This window comes from Leptospiraceae bacterium (genome assembly GCA_024233835.1).
Lineage (GTDB): Bacteria > Spirochaetota > Leptospiria > Leptospirales > Leptospiraceae > JACKPC01.
Window position 1 is genome coordinate 804024 of the sequence record JACKPC010000001.1, and the last position, 20074, is coordinate 824097.

General features: G+C 37.2%; 17 protein-coding genes. 7 read left to right on the forward strand and 10 right to left on the reverse strand.

The window, feature by feature from the left end:
• Nucleotides 1-26: 26 nt before the first annotated feature.
• Entirely contained in the window at nucleotides 27-1796 is a 1770-nt protein-coding gene (locus H7A25_03775) for a response regulator (GenBank protein MCP5498994.1), read from the reverse strand.
• Between the two features lie 163 nt (nucleotides 1797-1959).
• Here H7A25_03775 and purT point away from each other — a divergent pair, with 163 nt between their 5' ends.
• Nucleotides 1960-3150, forward strand: a complete 1191-nt coding sequence (purT, locus tag H7A25_03780; protein ID MCP5498995.1) for a formate-dependent phosphoribosylglycinamide formyltransferase — start codon at nucleotides 1960-1962, stop codon at nucleotides 3148-3150.
• Here the strand turns inward: purT and H7A25_03785 are convergent.
• The 4 genes from H7A25_03785 to H7A25_03800 all read right to left on the reverse strand — a co-directional run bounded on the left by H7A25_03785 (nucleotide 3147) and on the right by H7A25_03800 (nucleotide 9519).
• Complete coding sequence (locus H7A25_03785) at nucleotides 3147-4298, reverse strand: hypothetical protein (GenBank protein ID MCP5498996.1); 1152 nt, start codon at nucleotides 4296-4298, stop codon at nucleotides 3147-3149. The genes purT and H7A25_03785 overlap by 4 nt on opposite strands.
• A 73-nt stretch (nucleotides 4299-4371) precedes the next feature.
• Complete coding sequence (locus tag H7A25_03790) at nucleotides 4372-7173, reverse strand: glycosyltransferase (protein ID MCP5498997.1); 2802 nt, start codon at nucleotides 7171-7173, stop codon at nucleotides 4372-4374.
• 92 nt (nucleotides 7174-7265) lie between these two features.
• Nucleotides 7266-8057 (reverse strand): ATP-binding cassette domain-containing protein, encoded by a 792-nt coding sequence (locus H7A25_03795; protein ID MCP5498998.1) that lies wholly within the window; start codon nucleotides 8055-8057, stop codon nucleotides 7266-7268.
• 4 nt (nucleotides 8058-8061) lie between these two features.
• Nucleotides 8062-9519 (reverse strand): HDOD domain-containing protein, encoded by a 1458-nt coding sequence (locus H7A25_03800; GenBank protein ID MCP5498999.1) that lies wholly within the window; start codon nucleotides 9517-9519, stop codon nucleotides 8062-8064.
• Between the two features lie 194 nt (nucleotides 9520-9713).
• Here H7A25_03800 and H7A25_03805 point away from each other — a divergent pair, with 194 nt between their 5' ends.
• The 4 genes from H7A25_03805 to H7A25_03820 are packed head-to-tail and all read left to right on the forward strand — an operon-like array spanning nucleotide 9714 to nucleotide 12359.
• A complete protein-coding gene (locus tag H7A25_03805) occupies nucleotides 9714-10004 on the forward strand; it encodes a hypothetical protein (protein MCP5499000.1) in 291 nt (96 codons plus the stop codon).
• Nucleotides 9949-10284 carry a rhodanese-like domain-containing protein gene (locus H7A25_03810; protein ID MCP5499001.1) on the forward strand — a complete coding sequence of 112 codons (336 nt, stop codon included), beginning with the start codon at nucleotides 9949-9951 and terminating at the stop codon, nucleotides 10282-10284. Before H7A25_03805 ends, H7A25_03810 begins: the two co-directional genes overlap by 56 nt.
• Before the next feature lie 50 nt (nucleotides 10285-10334).
• Entirely contained in the window at nucleotides 10335-11261 is a 927-nt protein-coding gene (locus tag H7A25_03815; protein ID MCP5499002.1) for a TerB family tellurite resistance protein, read from the forward strand.
• A gap of 51 nt (nucleotides 11262-11312) precedes the next feature.
• Entirely contained in the window at nucleotides 11313-12359 is a 1047-nt protein-coding gene (locus H7A25_03820; protein MCP5499003.1) for a hypothetical protein, read from the forward strand.
• 131 nt (nucleotides 12360-12490) lie between these two features.
• On the opposite strand, the gene H7A25_03825 is transcribed toward H7A25_03820, so the two are convergent.
• From H7A25_03825 to H7A25_03840, 4 genes are all read right to left on the reverse strand, one after another.
• Nucleotides 12491-13921 carry an adenylate/guanylate cyclase domain-containing protein gene (locus H7A25_03825; GenBank protein MCP5499004.1) on the reverse strand — a complete coding sequence of 477 codons (1431 nt, stop codon included), beginning with the start codon at nucleotides 13919-13921 and terminating at the stop codon, nucleotides 12491-12493.
• On the reverse strand, nucleotides 13918-14364 hold the full coding sequence (locus H7A25_03830; GenBank protein ID MCP5499005.1) for an NUDIX hydrolase: 447 nt from the start codon (nucleotides 14362-14364) through the stop codon (nucleotides 13918-13920). Before H7A25_03830 ends, H7A25_03825 begins: the two co-directional genes overlap by 4 nt.
• 288 nt (nucleotides 14365-14652) lie before the next feature.
• On the reverse strand, nucleotides 14653-16827 hold the full coding sequence (locus H7A25_03835; protein ID MCP5499006.1) for an alpha-glucosidase: 2175 nt from the start codon (nucleotides 16825-16827) through the stop codon (nucleotides 14653-14655).
• 4 nt (nucleotides 16828-16831) lie between these two features.
• A complete protein-coding gene (locus H7A25_03840; GenBank protein ID MCP5499007.1) occupies nucleotides 16832-17686 on the reverse strand; it encodes a thiosulfate sulfurtransferase in 855 nt (284 codons plus the stop codon).
• Between the two features lie 263 nt (nucleotides 17687-17949).
• On the opposite strand from H7A25_03840, the gene H7A25_03845 reads away from it, so the two are divergent.
• Complete coding sequence (locus H7A25_03845; protein MCP5499008.1) at nucleotides 17950-19113, forward strand: thiolase domain-containing protein; 1164 nt, start codon at nucleotides 17950-17952, stop codon at nucleotides 19111-19113.
• A gap of 1 nt (nucleotide 19114) precedes the next feature.
• On the forward strand, nucleotides 19115-19444 hold the full coding sequence (locus tag H7A25_03850; GenBank protein ID MCP5499009.1) for an OB-fold domain-containing protein: 330 nt from the start codon (nucleotides 19115-19117) through the stop codon (nucleotides 19442-19444).
• A 99-nt stretch (nucleotides 19445-19543) separates the two neighbouring features.
• On the opposite strand, the gene H7A25_03855 is transcribed toward H7A25_03850, so the two are convergent.
• Nucleotides 19544-20068, reverse strand: a complete 525-nt coding sequence (locus tag H7A25_03855; GenBank protein MCP5499010.1) for a lipoprotein LipL21 — start codon at nucleotides 20066-20068, stop codon at nucleotides 19544-19546.
• Nucleotides 20069-20074: the final 6 nt, after the last annotated feature.

Genomic DNA, 20074 nt, shown 5'->3' on the forward strand with positions numbered 1-20074 from the left:
AGAGAAGAAGCAAGCACAATTTATTGTTAGAATCTCTCAATTAGCTCGATTATCTTTTCTATTTCTATGGGTTTCGAAACAAGAGTATTGAAACCTGCATTTATATAAGTACTTCTATCATCCTGTAAAACGTTGGCAGTGAGGGCTATAATTTTTATAAACGGAGAAATATGCTTACTTTCACGAATTTTTTTTGTTGCAGTCATTCCATCCATAACCGGCATTTGTATGTCCATAAAAATTATATCTACTTTTTTAGATAATACTATTTCCAGAGCCTCCTCTCCATTACTTGCCAGTAAAGGAGAATATCCTAACTTGATCAGAATTTTTTGTAGTAATATTCTGTTTATCTCATTATCTTCTACTACCAATATATTAAAGGGAAACCTGAGAGCAAAAGAAGAATTCAAAGTTAATTCGGGAAATTCATTCTTTTGCTGGAATTCATTAAGACTTGCTTTTTGCTGGTATATAGTAAATGTAAAAGTAGAACCTTTACCATTCTGGCTCTTAAGTTCAATATCCCCTCCCATTAAACGAATGAGTTTTCTGCTAATACTTAGACCGAGCCCTGTTCCACCATATTTTCTTGTTATGGAGCTATCTGCTTGTTGAAAAGATTCAAAAATAATGTGCTGCCTGTCTTCCGGGATTCCAATTCCTGTATCTATCACATAAAACATAATATGGATTAAATCATTTTCATCTCTTAATAATTCAGTTTTTAATGTTATTGTTCCATTTTCAGTAAACTTACAGGCATTACTTAATAGATTTAATAAAATTTGGCTTAAGCGAGTTTCATCTCCCACTATATAATCAGGAATTCGTTGGTCCAAATCCAAAAATAGAGAGTTACCTTTTTCTCTTGCAACCTTCTTCATAATCTGAAAAATATATCTCAGGCATGAATTTAAATTATATCGTTTTTCCTCCAGTTCCATTTTCCCGGATTCAATTTTTGATAAATCTAATATATCGTTTATGATTCCAAGAAGGGTTTTTGCACTGGATTTCAAAAGTTCTATATACTCTTTTTGTTCCTCTGTTAATCTTGTGTAATATAATAATTGAGTCATGCCTAATATACCATTTATCGGAGTTCGTATTTCATGACTCATTACAGCTAAAAATTCAGATTTAGCTTGACTTACTTCTTCAGCTAATTCTTTTGCTTTTTTTAACTCTGCTTCATAGTGTTTTCTATCACTTACATCGGTTAGAGAAAATAGGATTGAGTAAACTGTCTGATTGGCTTCTATTATTGGGTTTCCTGTTAGTTGTGCCCAAAATATAGTACCATCTTTTCGTAAGCATTTCTGATAAACCTTTATAGAGTTAATATATCCCAGAAAAAGGCTCTTTAAAATCTTATCGAGTTGGTCTCTATCCTCCGGAATTGCATATATATGAAATGATTGTCCCTTTAATTCATCTTTCTCATACCCTAACAAAATTTCCAGGGTCTGATTATTTTCGAGTATAATTCCATCTCTATTCAGTATCATAATCCCGGATGTTAAGTGATTAAAAATCGCCTTAAGGTGGGCTTCACTTTTTTGTAATGCTTTTTTTGCTTCTTCATCCGGCTTAAAATCTATCAAATTAAATAATAAATCCCTGAGTTTTTGATTTGTAAAGGCTTTACCAAATAGTAATATATAGATACCGGTAAAAAATAGAGAAAGAATAAAAGATAAAAAAAATATTAATAGAAAATTATCTACAATTACTTGGCTATTATAAAATGCCAGAATCGAAGAATAAACACCTTCCCTGAATATTAATTCCATTTTAATACCTTTTATGCTTATTTTATTCTTAAAGGGATAATAAGCCAACTGTTATTTTTTTCTTTTTTAGATAGTTTTAAAAAACATAAAAAATCAATTCGAGGAATTAGAATTTCCTTTACTTCTACTTCCACTTCATAGAAATAGAAGTAAAGAGGTAGCTATGGTTAGTATTGGAACTCCCCATTCAAAATCTGCAACAAAAATGGTCCTTTTGGGCTCCGGAGAACTCGGTAAAGAAGTTGCTATTGAAGCGCAGAGATACGGTATACAGGTAGTGGCAGTTGATAGGTATGAAAGTGCCCCGGCTATGCAGGTAGCACATGAATTTCGAGTCCTCGATATGTTGGATGCAGAAGCTTTGAAAAAGCTCATACACGAGATCCAGCCTTTATTTATAGTTCCTGAAATAGAAGCGATTGCAACAGAAGCTCTTCTTGAACTGGAGGCAGAGGGTTATACGGTAGTTCCATCTGCCAGAGCTGTTAATATGACAATGAACCGGGAACGGATTCGAAAGTTTGCCTCGGAAGAATTGGGTTTACAAACTTCTCCGTATCGCTTTGCCGGGAATTTTGAGGAGTTTCAGTCCAATGTAAAAGAAATTGGCTATCCCTGCGTTTCCAAGCCGATTATGAGTTCCTCCGGTAAGGGGCAGTCCGTTTTAAAAGGAGATTCCGATCTGGAAAAAGCCTGGAAATATGCCCAGGAAGGGAGCAGAGGACAGAAAAATAGCCGTGTTATTATTGAGGGCTTTATCAATTTTGATTATGAAATAACCCTCTTAACCATACAACATGTGGATGGTATTTCGTTTCTGGATCCCATCGGTCATTTGCAACTGGGCGGTGATTATGTGGAGTCCTGGCAACCTCACCCGGTTAGTCTGAGTGCTTTAAATAAGATGCAGGAGATGGCTACAAAAGTTGTACAGGGACTCGGCGGAAGGGGAATTTTTGGTGTTGAGTTCTTTGTAGATAAAGAGGAGGTTTATTTTAGTGAACTTTCCCCAAGACCTCATGATACAGGAATGGTGACTTTGATCTCCCAGAACCATTCAGAGTTTTCCTTGCATCTCCGAGCAATTTTAGGACTTCCTTTTCCAAGAATACATACATATACTCCGGCGGCATCAGCAGTAATTTTGACGAAGGAAGAAGGTGAATCCAGGGAACCTGTTTTTGAAAATATTAATGAAGCACTTACACAACCCGATACAGCAATCCGACTGTTTGGAAAGCCGGGCTTTAAAGGCAGAAGAAGAATGGGGGTAGCTCTGGCCCTGGGAGTAACAATAGAAGAAGCCAGAGAAAAAGCGAAAAATACAGCATCTAAGATTGAAGTAAAAAACTAAAACCCCATTTTTATTCCTACATTAAAAGCTCTTGCTTTATCTAAGTAGTAGGCTTCTGCAAGTACATGAAAAAATAGTAAATTAAATTGCAGACCTACTACCCCGAAAGGTTTTCCTCTCTTGAGCTTGGCTTTGTCTCTCATATCAAAAGATAAGAAACCACCGGGAATCCAGGTTTCATTCTGCTTTGAATAATCATAAAAATACTTATAGGCATCCGGGGAAAACATACTCGCATTGTTGCTGTATGAGCTTAATTTAAATTCAAATGGACCCGCTCTTTTTGCATTAATTTCTACTTCGCTTGTCACATCGCTATATCCTCCGCCCAGAACAAGGGTAAAAAAATAAAACAAATCAAACCCGGTTCTCAAATCCAAAATTGTTCCCAGTCCTTTTGTATGTAAGCCAAAGTTGGTTCTTGTATCCCAGGTACCTACAAAGGGACCAAAATTAACTGTAGGATTGGGTTTATCATAATGACTTAAAGATACATCGTTTCGTAGAGAACTAAAACCGGCCCCAAGATTCAAACCGCTGAATCCTAAAAAGAACGGAAATATGGTGAATGATTTTAAAATCCGATAACGAATCGTAAGTCCCTTCTTATTGGTTGCAGCGCTTCCTTCAAATTTATCTTTTGATGCATAAAAAGAGCGAAAATCTGCATAACCGGATTTTGTATCCATGAAATAGAAGTAGAGTGAAATATCATTTAAAAAGGCGGGAGCAGGATTGTCCCTAAACTGAGTAACTACCCAGCCGAGGTTGAAGGCAGCCTCAGCAGATGGTGAAAAAGAAATACCGGCATTGGGTAAATCGGGAAGTTCGTATCCACCTCCACGAACCGTAATACTTTTTTTATAAACTCCACCGGCACCGGCCACAACTCCGAACTCAACATCATCGGTAAAACCTGTGCCCACAAAGGAGGAGCTAACAATGGTAACAATATTAGCTTCCACCATTGAATTAGTTATCTGGTTTACATACTGGGTTTGCAAAGCATAATCTAAATCACCAAGTTTTAAGAAATATTCTGCGGGAATCGCAGAGCAATTACTTCCGCTACAGGTAACTTCAGCCTTAGATTCTCGAAAAGGTAGGAATAAAAACAGGAAGAGTATAAGAAACAATAACTTTTTCATGATAGAACTCCATCTATAATGAGACGAAATAATTTATTGAAATGTAAAAAAATCAAGGCTTTTTACTTTTCTTTTAGTGTTTATGGAATTCTAATTTCTCTAAAAATTCCAGTGCATATTCTTCCCAGGTTTTTATCTTTCGTTTGATGGCCTCTTCTGATTTCGTTCTATAGAGTTCTGTATTCATGAGGAGTTGATAGATTGCATCAGCAAGAGTCTGAGGATTCATCACATCCGTTGTAAGACAACCTCCCTCCTTTGCCAGTTCGGACATTACTCCCTGTTTGTAGCAGATACAGGGTTTACCATACCAGAGACTTTCCATAATCGGAAGTCCATATCCTTCTACAAAGGAAGGGTAGACAGTTATACTTGCCTGTTTATAACAATCCTTTAATGTACTTTCATCTATGACTTTTAACCACTTGATTTTTGAATTGTACCGACAGACTGACTCTACATAAGCAGATATATCTTCCGCACCGACATAAGGACTTCCAACTATATTTAAAATCCAATCTAATTCGGGGTGTTGTTTTTCTAAAAACAGGCAGGCCTCGATGAGAGTTTTATGGTTTTTTCTGGGTTCAAGAGTGGATACGCAGAGAATTGTCTTTCGGTCTCCTACACTCAGACTCTGAATTTTAGTTTCTCTTTTTGTTCCCTGTTCACCTGGTAGTAAATTTATTAGTGTATTATTATATTTCAGTTTATGTTCTTTATAATATTTCAATAATTCAGTATTGGAAAATGTAGAGATAGAGACTATAGTATTGCAGGCAGAAATAGACTTCATGTACTGGCTGTGTATTCCGCTTATAGTCGGATGACAGAGTTCTGGGTAATGAACGGGTATCGCATCATAAAAAATGCTTGCAACTTTTTTTTGATGATTTTTTGCGTAAGACAAAATTCCCTCAATAATAGTTTTATCTAATACTTCCGGTATAACGATCCAATTGATTTCTAAACGTCTCTCTGTAATAAAAGGTTCAAGGTATTTTATTCTTCCTGTATTATACTGGTATTCTCCGGTCATTAGTGGCCCTTCAAAAAGAGACAGGGTTTCCATTTCTTCTTTTGTCAATAAGCGAAAGGTTTGCTCATCCTGTAAATACGTGACAAACAGAATATTTGCTTTTTTCTGTAGTTCACGAGCTAAAGATCGGGTGACACGGGGGATTCCGGAATTTGCTTTTTTTCCGTAGGATATAGTATTCGTAACATTATAAAGTATTACATTTTTCTTCCCATAAAAATATTCTCGCTTTCTTACATAAGGTTTTAGTAAATTTTTAAGATACTCCTTTCTGTCTAATTTTTCCGGCCAAAAAGATTCAGTAAAATTGTCTTGTAATTCAGAAAATGAAATGAGTTGTAAATTGCGTCTTTGTGCGTAGCTCTGTACATCGATATTGTTTTTATGAACGGTAAAAAGATAGGAGGGAAGAAAAGTTCTTAGTCTTAGAAAATCAGATAAGCTGATTCTGCTCTCCTTATCTGAAGATAATTTTGTATTATCAAAAAGCCTCGGACCTTCAGGGGTTTGTAATCTTTCCAGGTCCGATTTTTGAGGCAAGACAAATTCTTTTTCTATTTTATTCCATATCACTAAAATAGGGTCAAGGAAGTATTGAAATTCTCTATATAGTTCTTTTATAAACTCTATCTTTTCTGCTTCGATATTTTCTTTCATTATAAAAGAAATATCTATAAATACCAAAAGAGAAGAATATTGTCCAATTTCTTCATTCTCAAGTTGAGAAGTTGTATTTTCCAAACAAAGTAGAATATTAGATATGAAATTCTCTATTTGAAAATAGTTTAGAAATTTCTTATAATTATATTCATATACCTCTTCATCAGGGCCTTCCTGGTTTAAAATAGCCATCCATTTCCAAACCATCTCCTCGTAACTTTTACATAGATACCAGGGATGAAGGATAATTTCCGGGTGAATAGTCACATCCAATGCCAGCACCGGTTTTTTTAAACTCTGGGCATCAAGCAGGGAAAGGTTTAAGGTTTCGGTAGATAGAGATATACACAGGTCTACTTTTTTTAGTATTTCTACAAGTTCTGTATCCGAAGGATGACCTATAGGTATTAGAGAAAACTCAAGTTCGGGTGGTGCCTGAAAAATATTCGGATCTGATAATACAAAGACAATGCAGTTTGGAATACTTTTATGTACCTTTTGTAATATTTCAATAATTTTCAAAGAGTTTTTATACTTATTTTCTTCCCAGCTTCTTTCGAGGACTATGACAACTTTAATCTCTTCTCTCCGACACATTTCGATTAGTTCAAGAACAGAATTATGTAGATAAGTAGGTTCTTCTAAATATCCAATAGGATTATAAATTATACGAATTTTTGCATTTTCCGTATCCCAAATTGTTTGAGAATCACGGATAAAAGTACTTCCGCATACAATTTCATGTGCATAAGAAAGGGTTTTTCTTCGCAATTCAAGAAAATTTACATATACTTTTAATTCTGAGTCGGAAAAGTCATTATCAAAAGCCTGCATCCCCTGATCGAAAAATACTAATTTATTACTCTTATCACGCAAATACTGCAAGGAAGATAGGAAAGAAGAACCTGAAACGATAATACTATCAGGCCTGATAGAAAAAGCATTCCCATTTTTCTTTAGCCATTGCAGGGTATATTCATTTTGTTCGAGTAAAGTCTTTGTTTTAGGAATCAGATAGATTTCCGAACTGATTGTCCTAAGTAGTTCTTCTTCGTACTCGTGACATATAACAGCGATTGCATGTCCTTTCGCTTTAAGTTCCCTGCTTAGAAGTAGCATCAGCCTATCTACTCCATAACAATGCTTGAAGGTTTCATGGCATATTAGTATTTTCATATTATCTATATTCCGTCCAAGTTGGTTTAGACAATCAGGTAGTACTCCCAGATGAGTCCTTTTTAAGTTTTTCTTTTGAGGAGCTCACAGATTTACGGAAAGATGGAGGTTTTAACATGGGTATAAAAACGTCCATAACTCTTTTGAACTTCCAGGGACAAGTCATAAACCGCTTCTAAGTATTGAGGTTTCATCGCTTCCTCTATAGTACCCGAGAAAACCATTTTTCCTTCTTTTAAAAACAGGGCATGAGAATAAAAATGCGGTATCTCTTCGGTTCTGTGAGTAATTAAAACCGAGCTAAATTGTTTTTTTTGTCTGTATTTTTCTAAGAGTAAAAAGAAATCTTCCCGGGCAGAAATATCCAGAGAAGATGTAGGTTCATCGAGGATTAATAATTCAGGCTCGGAAATCAGGGATCTAAGTAATAGAAGCTTTCGTTTTTCACCGGCGGAGAGATTTAGATAAAGACCATCCGCTTCCTTAATCCAGGTATTTTCCTTTATATACCTATCTACAAGTATTTCCTGCTCTTTATCCAAATTTTCATAAATTCCGATACTTCCGAGTAGTCCACTTCTCAAAATATCTCTCGGGCTTAAATTTCTTTGTAGTCTTTCTTCCTGTCGGGTAGACTCCAGTATACCGATTCGTTTTTGAATGTCTCGCAAGGGAAAAGTCCCAAAAGTCTTTCCAAAAACCTCTACTTTTCCGGAACTGGGCCAGAGGTGGCCAAAAAGAATTTTAATCAGGGTAGTTTTACCGGAACCATTTTTTCCGAGAATTACCCGGTGTTCCCCTTCTTCCATAGAAAAGGTGATGGATTGAAGAATAGGCCTTCCATTTCGGATAAAAGAAATATCACGAACCTGAAGGATGGGCATGAATTTATATGTATTTACTATTTAATTTGGCAGTATAACGGTTGAACTTATCTATATCATCCAGACCGTAAGTTTCCAGGATCTTTTTATCGATAGTATAGTAGCTCGCAACTCCGGAAAGCACATCCACCATTTTATTTGCAAGATAGACAATTTCTGTAACTTCCCTATCAGAGTCAGGTGCTAAAAAAGGTCTGTGATGATAGGCGATAATATCCACAAGTTCATCCGGAAAAGCCCATTTTTTTGCCAAAACCGAACCGATTTCTGCATGAGAAATTCCGAGAGACACTTCTTCAATGAGCACCGAATGAATATTCGCTTTTTCAATCAGGTTATCCATCTGTTTAATAAGATTTTTATCCAGACTTAAAAGGATTAATTTTCCAATATCATGCAAAAGTCCTCCGATAGAAGCCAGATCCATGAGCTTGGATTTGCCGTAATTAAAAGCGATTTCTCTTGCAAAAACGCTACATTTATTCGAATGTTCCCAGATATGCTGTACCTTTCCGTATCGATTAGAAAGGAGTTTTCTTACCCCGGATACATAAAGCATATTCTTAATGTTTTTTAGACCCACAATTTTAATGGCTGTAAGAATATTACTGACTTTATTACGTGTAAGAAAAAGGGTCGAATTCGAGAGCTTAAGCAGCTCCGCACTTAAAGCCGGGTTCTTCTCTATCTCGGTGGCTATACTCTGCATTTCAGCTTCAGGGTTATTACAAAGGGAAATGATCCGGTGTAGGCTTTGAGGCAGTTGGGGAATCGTTTCAATTTCATTGAGAATTTTCTCATTGAACTTACTGTGCATAACCTTCGGGATAGCGTTCTTGGGGATATCCAGACTGGCAACGGTTTGCTTCTCGTCTGAATCAATACGGAATTTTTCAGTTCCAATTCCGGAATTTTTCAGCAAAACCTGGGTTAGAATAATTCCCAGACCGGCACTTTCCTGATTATCCGAAAGATCCAGAAAGGCATCTGATAGGTCATTGTATTTTTTGGCACTTTCGATTCGTTTTTTTATCCGTTCTAACTCCTCCGGTAAAATGGAAGAATTGTTAGTTACCCGGAACCCCAGACTCTCTTCAGAGGGTAGAATTTCGAGTCGAACATAGTATTCGGATTCCTCAATGAAATCTTTTTGCTCATCCCATTTATAGGTGACTTCATTCAAAAACTCGGACATTCCGAGTTTATAGTGCTGAAGATTTTCAATAATCAGGTTTCTTCGCTGAAAGAAAAGCCTCTTAGCGTTGGCTTTTACAGCGTTCATGAGAAGTTCTTTTAGGATTGTAGAAATGATTTCTGCTAAAAAAAGCTGGTCAAAATAGCTCAAAATATTGATAAGAAGGTTATAGATGTCCTGAGTCGTCTCATCAGAAATGAAACGAAATTCTGACTCTATCTTTTGCCCGTTAATCAAACGGTTATGTAACATTTCTACGTTTAGCATATTTTATACAAACTAAGTTTAACTTTTAGAATTACAAGTTTTTTAACAAGTCTATAATTTATCAAGTATTAGGCATATAAAAAAAAGTTGAAATGGATAAAAAAATAATTTACTATATAAAAAATTAGTATTAGTTCTCTATTTTGTCTCTTAGAAACGTATACTTGTACTAAAACCCGATCTGGAGGGATGTTATGGAAAAATTAGTGCTGGAACAATCTGAGCTTCCATTTTTGGAGCCGGAAGAAAAAGAATACATAATTTCCATCGTGGAGAGGGTTATTCAGGATCTGGAGAAAAAAAAATCCTTTCCTAAAAGAAGAAAAATCTATACAGGTAAGAAAAGGCAGTCTAAAAAAAGAAAGAAAAAAGAGGATCCGAGACTTCAGGAACTTCCTTTTTCACCTGTAGAATCCTATGGAGAAACTGATAACCGTCTTGGAACTGGAGAAACGCTTGCAAGCGAGGGAGAAGGGAGAGGATGATTTTTTTCTCTTAGATGTACGAAACCCTATGGAACAGGAAATTTGCACCATTCCCGGTACGGATTACCTGATTCCTGTAAAACAAATTCGCAGCAGATTTCGGGAAATTGAGAACTTTCGCCCGCTGAACCTGGATCTGATTATTTATTGCAGAAGTGGAATTCGTTCTTTTAAAGCCCTGAATGAGCTTGAGGAACAGGGATTTTCCGGTTTATTTAACCTTCAGGGAGGAATTTTAGCCTACATCAAGCAAGTCGATCCCTCTCTACCCCGATACTAGCCCGTATGTTTTCCGGTATTTTACTTATTTTTGCAGGGATTTTTGTCTTAATGAACCTTCATGGTTTTTTTTCCCTCTGGCTGGCTTTTCTACTGATCTGGTGGGGCTTTGCGAAAATAGAAGCCAGTTCCCGTACTCGGCGACCTTCTTTAAAAAGAGGGAATAACTCCTCTGAAGATTACTTTCAGAATACAAGATCTTCCCTTATTTCCAAGTTAAAACGGGAATTTGCCATGAGAACACCCACAGAGGTTCTTTCCGGAGTCATCGCCTCGGTGAGTATTCATATAGCAAAATCGGATGGAAGAATCTCGGAAGAAGAAATTGATGCTATAAAATTTGCACTAAAAACCCGATTCGGTCAGGTCGAACAGAAATTTATTCGCGACATAGTCTTACTTACTCGTGAACATATAGAAGAAATAGGGGAAGATAGTATTTTTCCTTCTATTGTCGAAGTAATTAATTTGTATCTGCGGCTTGTAGATTCTTTAGATACCATTAACCGGGAAACTTTATATCTTTTAATCTTCGGGGTGATTTATGAAGTTTCTATAGCCGATGGTCAGATTCGTTATAAAGAGGAAATTTTATTCCAGAGAATATGTTCTTATTTTAGAATTCCTAGAGATTATCAAGCCCAGATCAAACGTTCCGCTCATTATGCTTATAATGTCAGAAAAAATAGGGGATTTGGTTATGAAGATTCTTCCTACCAGACATCGGAACCATCGGGTCAAAAGGAAGCAATTCGTTTCAAAGAGAGTATTGATTTTTTTAACCTGAATGCAAATTATTCCTCAGAAGAACTGGAGAAGGCCTGGAAAAAGATTATTATGATGTACCATCCGGACCGGCATCATAATGCAAAACCGGAAATTTACGAACTCATGAATCAGAAGTTTTTGGAATCCAAGCAGGTTTACGAATATTTGAAATCCTATTTAAATAAACCCCGTCCTCAATTTAATAATTGAGATAATTTGAATATAATATAAATGAAATTTATCTATAGTTTTTTATTTTTCATGAATGTTAGTTTTCCATTATATTATTTATACACCTTATCCAGGCCTTCTCCTATATATTTTGTATTTCTACTATTAGAAGCTCTTTTGTTGCCAGCCGGTTTATATGCCCTGTCTTCTTTAAAATCGAAAGAGCTTAAAGTTCCGAAAGAGTTTTCTTTTAGCGACAGGGATATTATCTATTCGGTTCAATTCCCGATAGCTATTTTTGCAAGTATCCTCTTTTCATCATTGGCTCTATCCTGTTTGATGATACTTTTACTACTTGTGTTTCAGAAAGATACATCCGCAATTTCCATAGGACTTCTTTTTACTTTTTTTTCCTCTATCCTATTTGTAATGTCATATTTTTTCTATATACGAAACTCCGGTTATCTCATTCTAAAAGAGGAAAAGCTTTTTTACTGGAATCGATTTAGGAGAATTCAAATTAGCTTTCAAGATATTCGAATTTTCAAAGAAGGAATTTATATTTTTCCTGCTTTGCAAATAAAAGATAAACAGAATCAGACGATTTTTATTAATACGCGAATTCAAAACTTCTCCAAAATTTATGCTGATTTAAGAAGTAAATATCTCGATTTCAATGAGCTGGCCGGGGAAGACTCTTACCTTTTTCCCTGGGAAGTGAAACTTCCAACAGGATTTTATAGAAAGCTATATTATTCACTCTCTTTATTTATGTTAATACCCATTTCTCTATCTATAGCCATTTCCTCTTTCAGTGCGGGACTCATCTTATTTCTCACTTTCGGTATTATTACATTTTTTATATATATTGTATCTCTGAATCCCTTTCAACCTTACCGAATCGTTTTTGATAAAGAAAAACTCCTCTTTCAGTTTTTTTTACGAAAGGATAAAATTTTTTTACGTGATGATTTTAGTAAAATGACAAAAAAGCGAACTGAATACGAAGGCCAGATGAATGATTATCTCGAACTTCAATTCCAAAAAGAAGTCATTCAAATCAAAGACACCCGCTTATTAGAATTCGGTTACTTTATCGATAGATTTCTGTCCAGGCTTCATAGGTTGTACAATTAAATTCCCGGTAATAAAAATAGGCTATTAAGGCCATATCATTTTGAACCAACTGAGTAACATTTTTTCAATTTTGTTAAGTTCGATTTCCTTTGCTCCTGAGAGTAAATAAGCTTAGGATAACACATCTGTTGTTAATCTTTTTTTTGCTTATATAAAAAGATACACTTGGTATTACCTTCTTTTACCTGAACTTCCCGGATTTCAGCACTAATGTGGTAGGAATATTCATCATCCCTGGATAATTCCTTTAAATACGGATTTAATTCCCGGATAATTTTTTCCATGAGTGAATCTGTGACATAATTCATCTTGACTTCATTAGAAAACTTTTTCAATCGATTGCTGAAAGATTTGAGTTTAAAGCCACCGGCTTTTATTTTTAATTCCTGTTCTACTTTTTGAAGACTCCGAAGTTCAGTATCCTTGATATTATCTTTACAGTTAGAAAGATTGAATAAAAGACCTCCCGCGAAGCCTTCTATGGACTCTGCAATTTCATCGACCTTTTTTTCTAATCTGGAAGCAATGTTTACATCTTTACCGAATACCGTATATTCTCTGAGATCCAGGGCTCCGAGGAAACCTTCTTCAATATGGGCAATATTTAAACCTACTCTGGTCACAAGATGCATAGAAGCTTCGTCAATTTCTATTTTGCTAATTTTTAAAATTCCGAGGGCTGCGCGAATAATGCGAATAACGTCTGATGAATCGTCCGTGCTATTCTCCGGTAATTTAAAGATGGCCATAAAAGCATCACCTGCTGTCTGAATTACATAGCCTCCATTAGCTTTTATTTCCAGGGCTGAGTGGTGCTGATATTTCTTTATCATGAGTTGGGTAGATTCGGATTCTTTAATAGAGGGAAAGTTTTTTACAAGGGTTCCGAATCCTTTAATATCACTGAATAACACACCGATACGATTTTTCTCATTTTCCTGTATGAGCTCAGGAGAAGGATAGGGGTCCAATTCCCAAAATTTATGTCGGATAAATTTTTCGAGGAGCATACTCGGATTATATCCCTCATGCAGAGTATTTTTTTTATCTGCCAGGCTTTTCATGAGGGATAAAGGAATCAATTCTATTGTCTTAAGCCCTATGAGTCTTTTGAGATCTGAAATCCGGGTAAGAACAAAGAAGTGATGTCGGTAATAGGTTATTGCACTTACGGTTTTGGAGGGTTCAATGTAGTCTATCGTATGAGGGAGTAGTTCTCCATCAAAATCCCTGATTCCAAAAACTTTATCCAGTTCTTCTCCGGCTAAGTCAATACAGATTTCTCTTGTCAGACTTTCTTCGGAACGATAAAGATGTTTATTCAGGAGCTTTTCATTTTGAGAATTTAACGAGAAGCTTTGAGCATTTTTCTTTCGAATTTTAATTCCGGGGGTATTATTGGAAAAAATCCTGGCACTTACGAAGTTTATATCCGCCCATAATTTGGATGATTTCATAAACAGGTAATAGGTTTCTTTTACCTGCTTGTCCTGAACTTTAATGATCAGGTTCAGGCGATTCATAACCCTCGTAATTTCGTCTGTTCGAGAATTTTCTTTCATTGAAAAGATTCTTTATTAGAAATATCTAAAGAAGGGAGAATATCCAGCACAAGGGCACTAATCTGTTCTTCCTGGGAACTGTAGGAAGATAGGTTTTTCAGCTCTATCCAGCAGTTTTCTTCAGCTTCTAATTTAGTTTTTAAAGAAGCTGGCATTTTTAGAAAGAATGGACAGATGCGGTAATTCCTGTATTCCTGTTTTCTTTTGCTAAATCGGTTGAGTTCAATCACACCGGGCTTTAGTCTTTCTAATGTAAATTCTTCTTTTCGTTTTATCCCAAGTTCTTCTTCTACTTCTCTATAGGCTGTTTCTATAGGATCATCTCCGTCGTATTCTTCTTTTTTTCCACCTACGAAGGAGAGATCGTTCCACTGCCGGTTTTTTTGTAAGAGAATTTTGCCTTTGTCCAGAATCAGAACAATAACAGATTCCTGAATTTCCATAATGTATTATTACAGGCGGAAATCCGGAATGTCAATCGATTTATCAAATTTGGAAACCGGATCCGATCAACCCGGTTTAATTGGATTATGTAATTCTCTTGTAATAATACTTTAATTTGATAGAATAGAAGAGGGGGTATACTTTATTTATGAATCTGAAGCTAACAAGACAGCACCGTGTACTGAGAAACAGATTTATCCTTATAATTTTTTGGATAAATCTGTTTGTAGGAGCAAGCAGCTTATGTATATTTCTTTTTAGTATTCAAAAGTTAGAGGGTTTTTAACTTATTCAAGAGCCTTTTTTATAGAACTGAGAATTTTTTCAGACCATTCTCCACCCTCTTTTACGTATACAGCGGGTTTTCCGATAGGGGCTGAAACGAAGGCTCTTTTCTTTCCTTCCTGAATTTTTCCTGTCCAGATATTGATCCATTTTCCTTCCGGGAAATAGCCACTTACGGAAGTTCCACCTTGTTTATAGACCGGAAGAACCAGCATATCTTTTCCTAACATATATTGGTATTTCAGTTCATGAGTGTTCGGATCAGAGGGATAATGCAAATAAGGATGTCGCACTACAGGATAACCTTTTGTTTTTGCTTCTTCAACAAGAAATTTTAAATAATCCTTCAGGGCAAAATGAACCTTACCAAATTTTGCAAAGAACTCTATGGTTTCTTTATCGCTATAAGGTTGATGGTTTTTTTCCGGGCGATTTCCTTCATGGGTTCTATATATCAGGGTAAATGCGTTAAGTTCTGTCCAGCGGAAGAACAATTCTTTACTCCTGTGGTAATTTCGAATCGGATTATTGATGGTTGTATAACCTCCAATATCGCTATGATTCAGGGCGATTCCGCTGATACCACCGGAATTCAAACCGACAATGGTGGAAGCAAGCCCATCATTCATACCAAAACTTACCATTTGATCTCCCAGCCAGAAAAGAGTGGAATAGCGATTGGAATAAGAGTAACCTGCACGGGTGAAGAATACAATTTCCCCTTCTTTCCCTGCTTCCTGTATGGCTTCCCGGTTTAGCCTGGCCCATTCTACCGGGTATCGGTTATGATGCAGGGATGCCGGTTCCTCTGATTTTAAGCGGGCATCATAAGGTAACCATTCTCCAAAATCTGCCATCCAACCTTTTAAACCCTTTCCCATCATATTATTTTTGATAATATTTTTCATCCAGATTCTGGCTTCAGGGTTTGTGAGATCTACCAGGTAAGCAGGAAAGCCGGCTGTCGCGATTTCATAATCCTTGCCATCGGCAGTTTTTACAAGATAGCCCTTTGCTTTTGCTTCTTCGAACATTTTGCCTTCATTTGCCAGAAAGGAGTTTATATAACCCAGGACTACAATACCCTCTTTTTCCAGACTCTGTGTGAAATTCAAGAAATCCGGATAAGACGTTTCGTCGGCTTCCCATCTCCACCAGAGTTGGGAACCAAAGGAGGTCTTTCGTCTACCTACCCAATCCTGGATCCAGAGAGCAGTAACCGGATTTCCGGCGACTCTTGCTTCCTGAATATGTTTAAGGGTTGCTTCTTTTCCGGCTTGTAGTCCCATCCAGGTTCCATACGCCCAGTCCGGTAAGCCCGGAAAGCGACCTGTTTTTTCTGTATAAAGCTCTATCAGATCCAGAGGAGATTCGGCGACCCAGGCAGTCCCGCTCAGGGATTTTTCTTTGAAGCTTACACTTACTTCAGTCGGATCCTGTAAATCAAAAATGGAATAAGAACTATTTTCAAAGAAAACCGAGCGGTTTTCTGTAGTGATGTAGTGAGGAATGGGAGTATAGGTAGTAAATTCATTTCCACCGGCACCCGCAGTTAAATTGGCTCCAAAGGTAATGGGCTGGTCTCCTCTACCGATTCCCTGTTCTTCGGTGAAAAGAGGAAAGCGTTTTCCTTTGAAATTAAAATGGCTAAATTGCTCTCCGAATCCGAAGAATTGTTCGGTGGAAGAGGATGCGTAGCGGAATGTGATTTGGTTTAGGTTTTCTCCGTATAGGTTTGCTGAGAAGCCGAGACTCTTTTCGGCTGTAGGTGTAAAACTAAGCAAGAAAGATGTGTTGCAGTTTTCCCCAGTGAGAGAGCCTTTTAATAAGAGCTGGTTTGTGGGTTTGGCCGCACCGAATACAGGTTTTTCTTCGATAGAAGTTATTTTTTGATTGGAACATTTCTCTTTTACATTTTCTTCGAATTCGAAGGAAGCCATTTTGTAATCTACTTTTGTCTCTACTACAGTTCCTTCTAAAAAAGGTTTTTTTAGGGAAATTCGAAAGAAGTTTTTCTTGGAAGGAATATGAGAAAGAGTCAGGTAATCTTTTCCAAGTTTGTAACTAACTGTTTCAGACAGGTTTCCTTCTTTTTCCTGTTTTGAAAACTCCAGTTTGGGCTTCTTGGAACAATTCCCGAGAATTACAATAAAAATTAATAGAATTAAGTTTTTCATAAATTTATTTCCTGTTAAGTCCACCGAGTCTTGGTGCAGATGTGCTGGTTTTACCCTGACCAAAAATAGATACAGCCTGTTTGGGAAGATTTGACTTTCTCCATTCAAACCAGGAACCCTGATATGTGTATACTTCCTGATAACCTACTTCTTTTAGCATAAGAGCATGTAAACAGGAGCGAGCTCCATTGTAGTCATAGACAACAGTAGTTCGTTCCGGCATAAAGGGAAAACTCTGGAGCTTCCGAATAAAAAAGGGTTTTTCGATAAGATTTCCACCTTCAGCATAAAGACTTCTCCAGTCCCATAAAAAAGCTCCCGGAAGTCTTCCACAGAGGGTTCCTTCTTCGGGATTTGTCATACGAGGCTTTAAGCCTTCATATTCGTCTTTGGTCCTGGCATCAAAAATTTGAAGACGGGTTAGATTTTTCTCCATAAAGGCTTTATCTACCACGCCTTTTATAGGTTTGGCTTTTTCCTTTGGAGGAATCTCGAATTCCAGGATTTGTTTACCCTCCGCAATTTTTACACCTTCCAATGGCCATTTTCCGGAAAAGATATAGGACTCCTTAAACCCTATACAGCGAAGCAGATATACCATCCGGGCCGCAAACATTCCCATACCTTCGTCAAAGACAATAATCCTGTTTTTTTTAGTTTCTTCAACTAAGTCCAATATTTTTACCAGGGGAAAATAGAGTTTCTTCTGAGAGTCCGGATCGGAACCCAGAGCTTTTTTAATGAAGGGAAAATAATATGCGTTTTCTATTGTTTCTTGTTCATATGAAGCCTGACTTTTGCAGTCGATAAGAAAGTCATCAGCTTCTATTTCAGTCTTAAGAAAGTTCCAGTTTAACAATGGAAAAAACCCCTATATATAAAATCAATAGTCTTGATTTTAACCATACTAAATTAAACTGCTTTTTTATGGTATTTTTTTGTACCTATTTACTAAAAAAAATACCATAAGTGTAGGTCGCAGAACAGGAAAAACGCAGTGCTTTTTTAATTCTCCCGGTATTTTTAAGGAGATACTTCAAAATTCTATTTCCCCGATTTTTTTTAGTGAAAATTTAAAAGAACTAAAATCCACTGTAGAAGAAAACTTTATAAGGATTTAAGATGAGAGAAGTTGCAATTATCGGTGCCTACGAAACCGAGCACGGTAATCATAGCAAAAGGCATCTGAGAGAACTCATTACCGAAGCGGGGAATGGAGCTATTTTAGATGCAGGGATTGACCGAAAAGAAATTCAAGCGGTTTTTGTTGGAAATTATGCCGGGAATGAATTCAATCACCAGAATACTATGGGTTCTTATGTATCTACCATTATAGGACTGGGTCATCTGCCTTCTATGAGATTGGAAGGAGCCTGTGCATCCGGTGGACTGGCTATGGCTCAGGCCTTTCAATCCATTACTTCCGGACAGTACGATACGGTTCTGGTTATGGGAGTTGAAAAAATGAATACCAAAGACCCTACCACAACCATGGAAATTGTAGGAAAAGGACAGGATTATGATTTTGAAGGTGGTTTTTGTGTAACCGGGCCTTCCGGTTTTGCACTCAATGCAATGCGACATATGCACGAATTTGGAACTACAAAAGAAATGCTGGCAACAGTAGCGGAGAAGAATTATTATCATGGAAGTTTAAATCCTTATGCACACAAACGAAAGCCCATTCCTTTTAAAAATATTATGAATGCTCGTATGGTAACTACCCCATTTGGTTTTCATGACGTTTCTCTTGTTACGGATGCAGCTACCTGTGTAGTGCTTAGTACAAAAGATAAAGCAAGGGTCTTATCGAAAAAACCAATTTTAATCAAAGGCTCGGCTGTCGGAGGAGATCACTTTACTCTGGCTATGAAAAGAGATTCGGTGAGCTTTCCTGCTACCGAGAGAGCAGCTCATAAGGCTTTTGAAATGGCCGGAATCAAGCGTGAGGAAATCGATGTTCTAGAATGTCATGATTGTTTTACAATAACAGAAATTATTAATATAGAAGATCTGGGATTTGTAGAAAAAGGAAAAGGTGGTCCTTACACCCTGGAAGGTCACACAAGATTGGGTGGAAAACTTCCTGTTAACACTTCCGGTGGACTGAAAGCCAAGGGACATCCCATAGGTGCAACCGGCGTGGGTCAGGTTGTAGAAATGACATTCCAACTCAGGGATCAGGCTCTTGATAGACAGGTGAAAAATGCCAGAACAGCTCTTACCCACGTTTTGGGTGGACCGGGTGCTGTATGTGCGGTTCATATTTTACAGAGGGAGGATTAATATGTCTGAAGTATTCAAAGGAAAAAAATGTGATTCCTGCGGGTTTCTTATGTCAAACCCATCGTTTTGCTGCATGAACTGCGGAAAAGAAACTCTATCCGATATTGAGTATTCCGGTGAAGCCAGTATTTATACATATACGGTTGTCCACGTTGCTGCCGGTCATCTTGTAGATAAAACTCCTTATGTTCTGGCTGTTGTGGAGCTTAAGGAAGGCCTAAAAGTTTTAACTATAGTAGAAGGATTAGATCTAAAACATATCGAGATAGGAAGAAAGGTCCAGTTCAGCCATATAGATGAAAAATCCGGTCCTATATTTAGAGCTGCTTAATTAGAGTTTGCAGGGATGCCCGGGAACGAGTGTTTTAGAAGAGAGAATATACATACAGGGCAGTTGCTTACTGCCCTGAGAAATTCACCAGTATAATGATTATTCAGCCATTTTAGCTTTTGCTTTAGCTAAAACCGCATCCCGTCCGCCCTCGATACGAACATACATTACACAGCGACATTCTTTCCATTCGCTGTTTGCAATGTTTGGATCCGGCTTGGAGAGAGGTTCACATTGCATAGTGTTCATTCCGGAAGTTTGAGCGGCAAATTCGCGAACTACTACCTTACCTGTAGACTCACCATCAGAAACACCGGAAGCTCCGGTTACTGTTTCATGAGCCAGTTTTTGGATAATGTCACCTTTTGCGTTTAGCTCGGCAGCATCACGGCAGGTAGTTTCCATCATGGCACCACTTTTCTTACTCAGAGCTTTTTCGCTTGCACGACCGGTATATTTCATGTAGAAAAATTCTTTCGGACCACCGGTTGGATCTTCCGGAGGGCCGGCCCAGCCTTCAAACATACGACCTTTATCCAGTTCATAAACTTTATTGCCTCCACCACAGTTCGCAAAACCCAGAACCAGGGCCAGAACCAGAAGAATACTTGTTTTATAGTTCATAGTCTA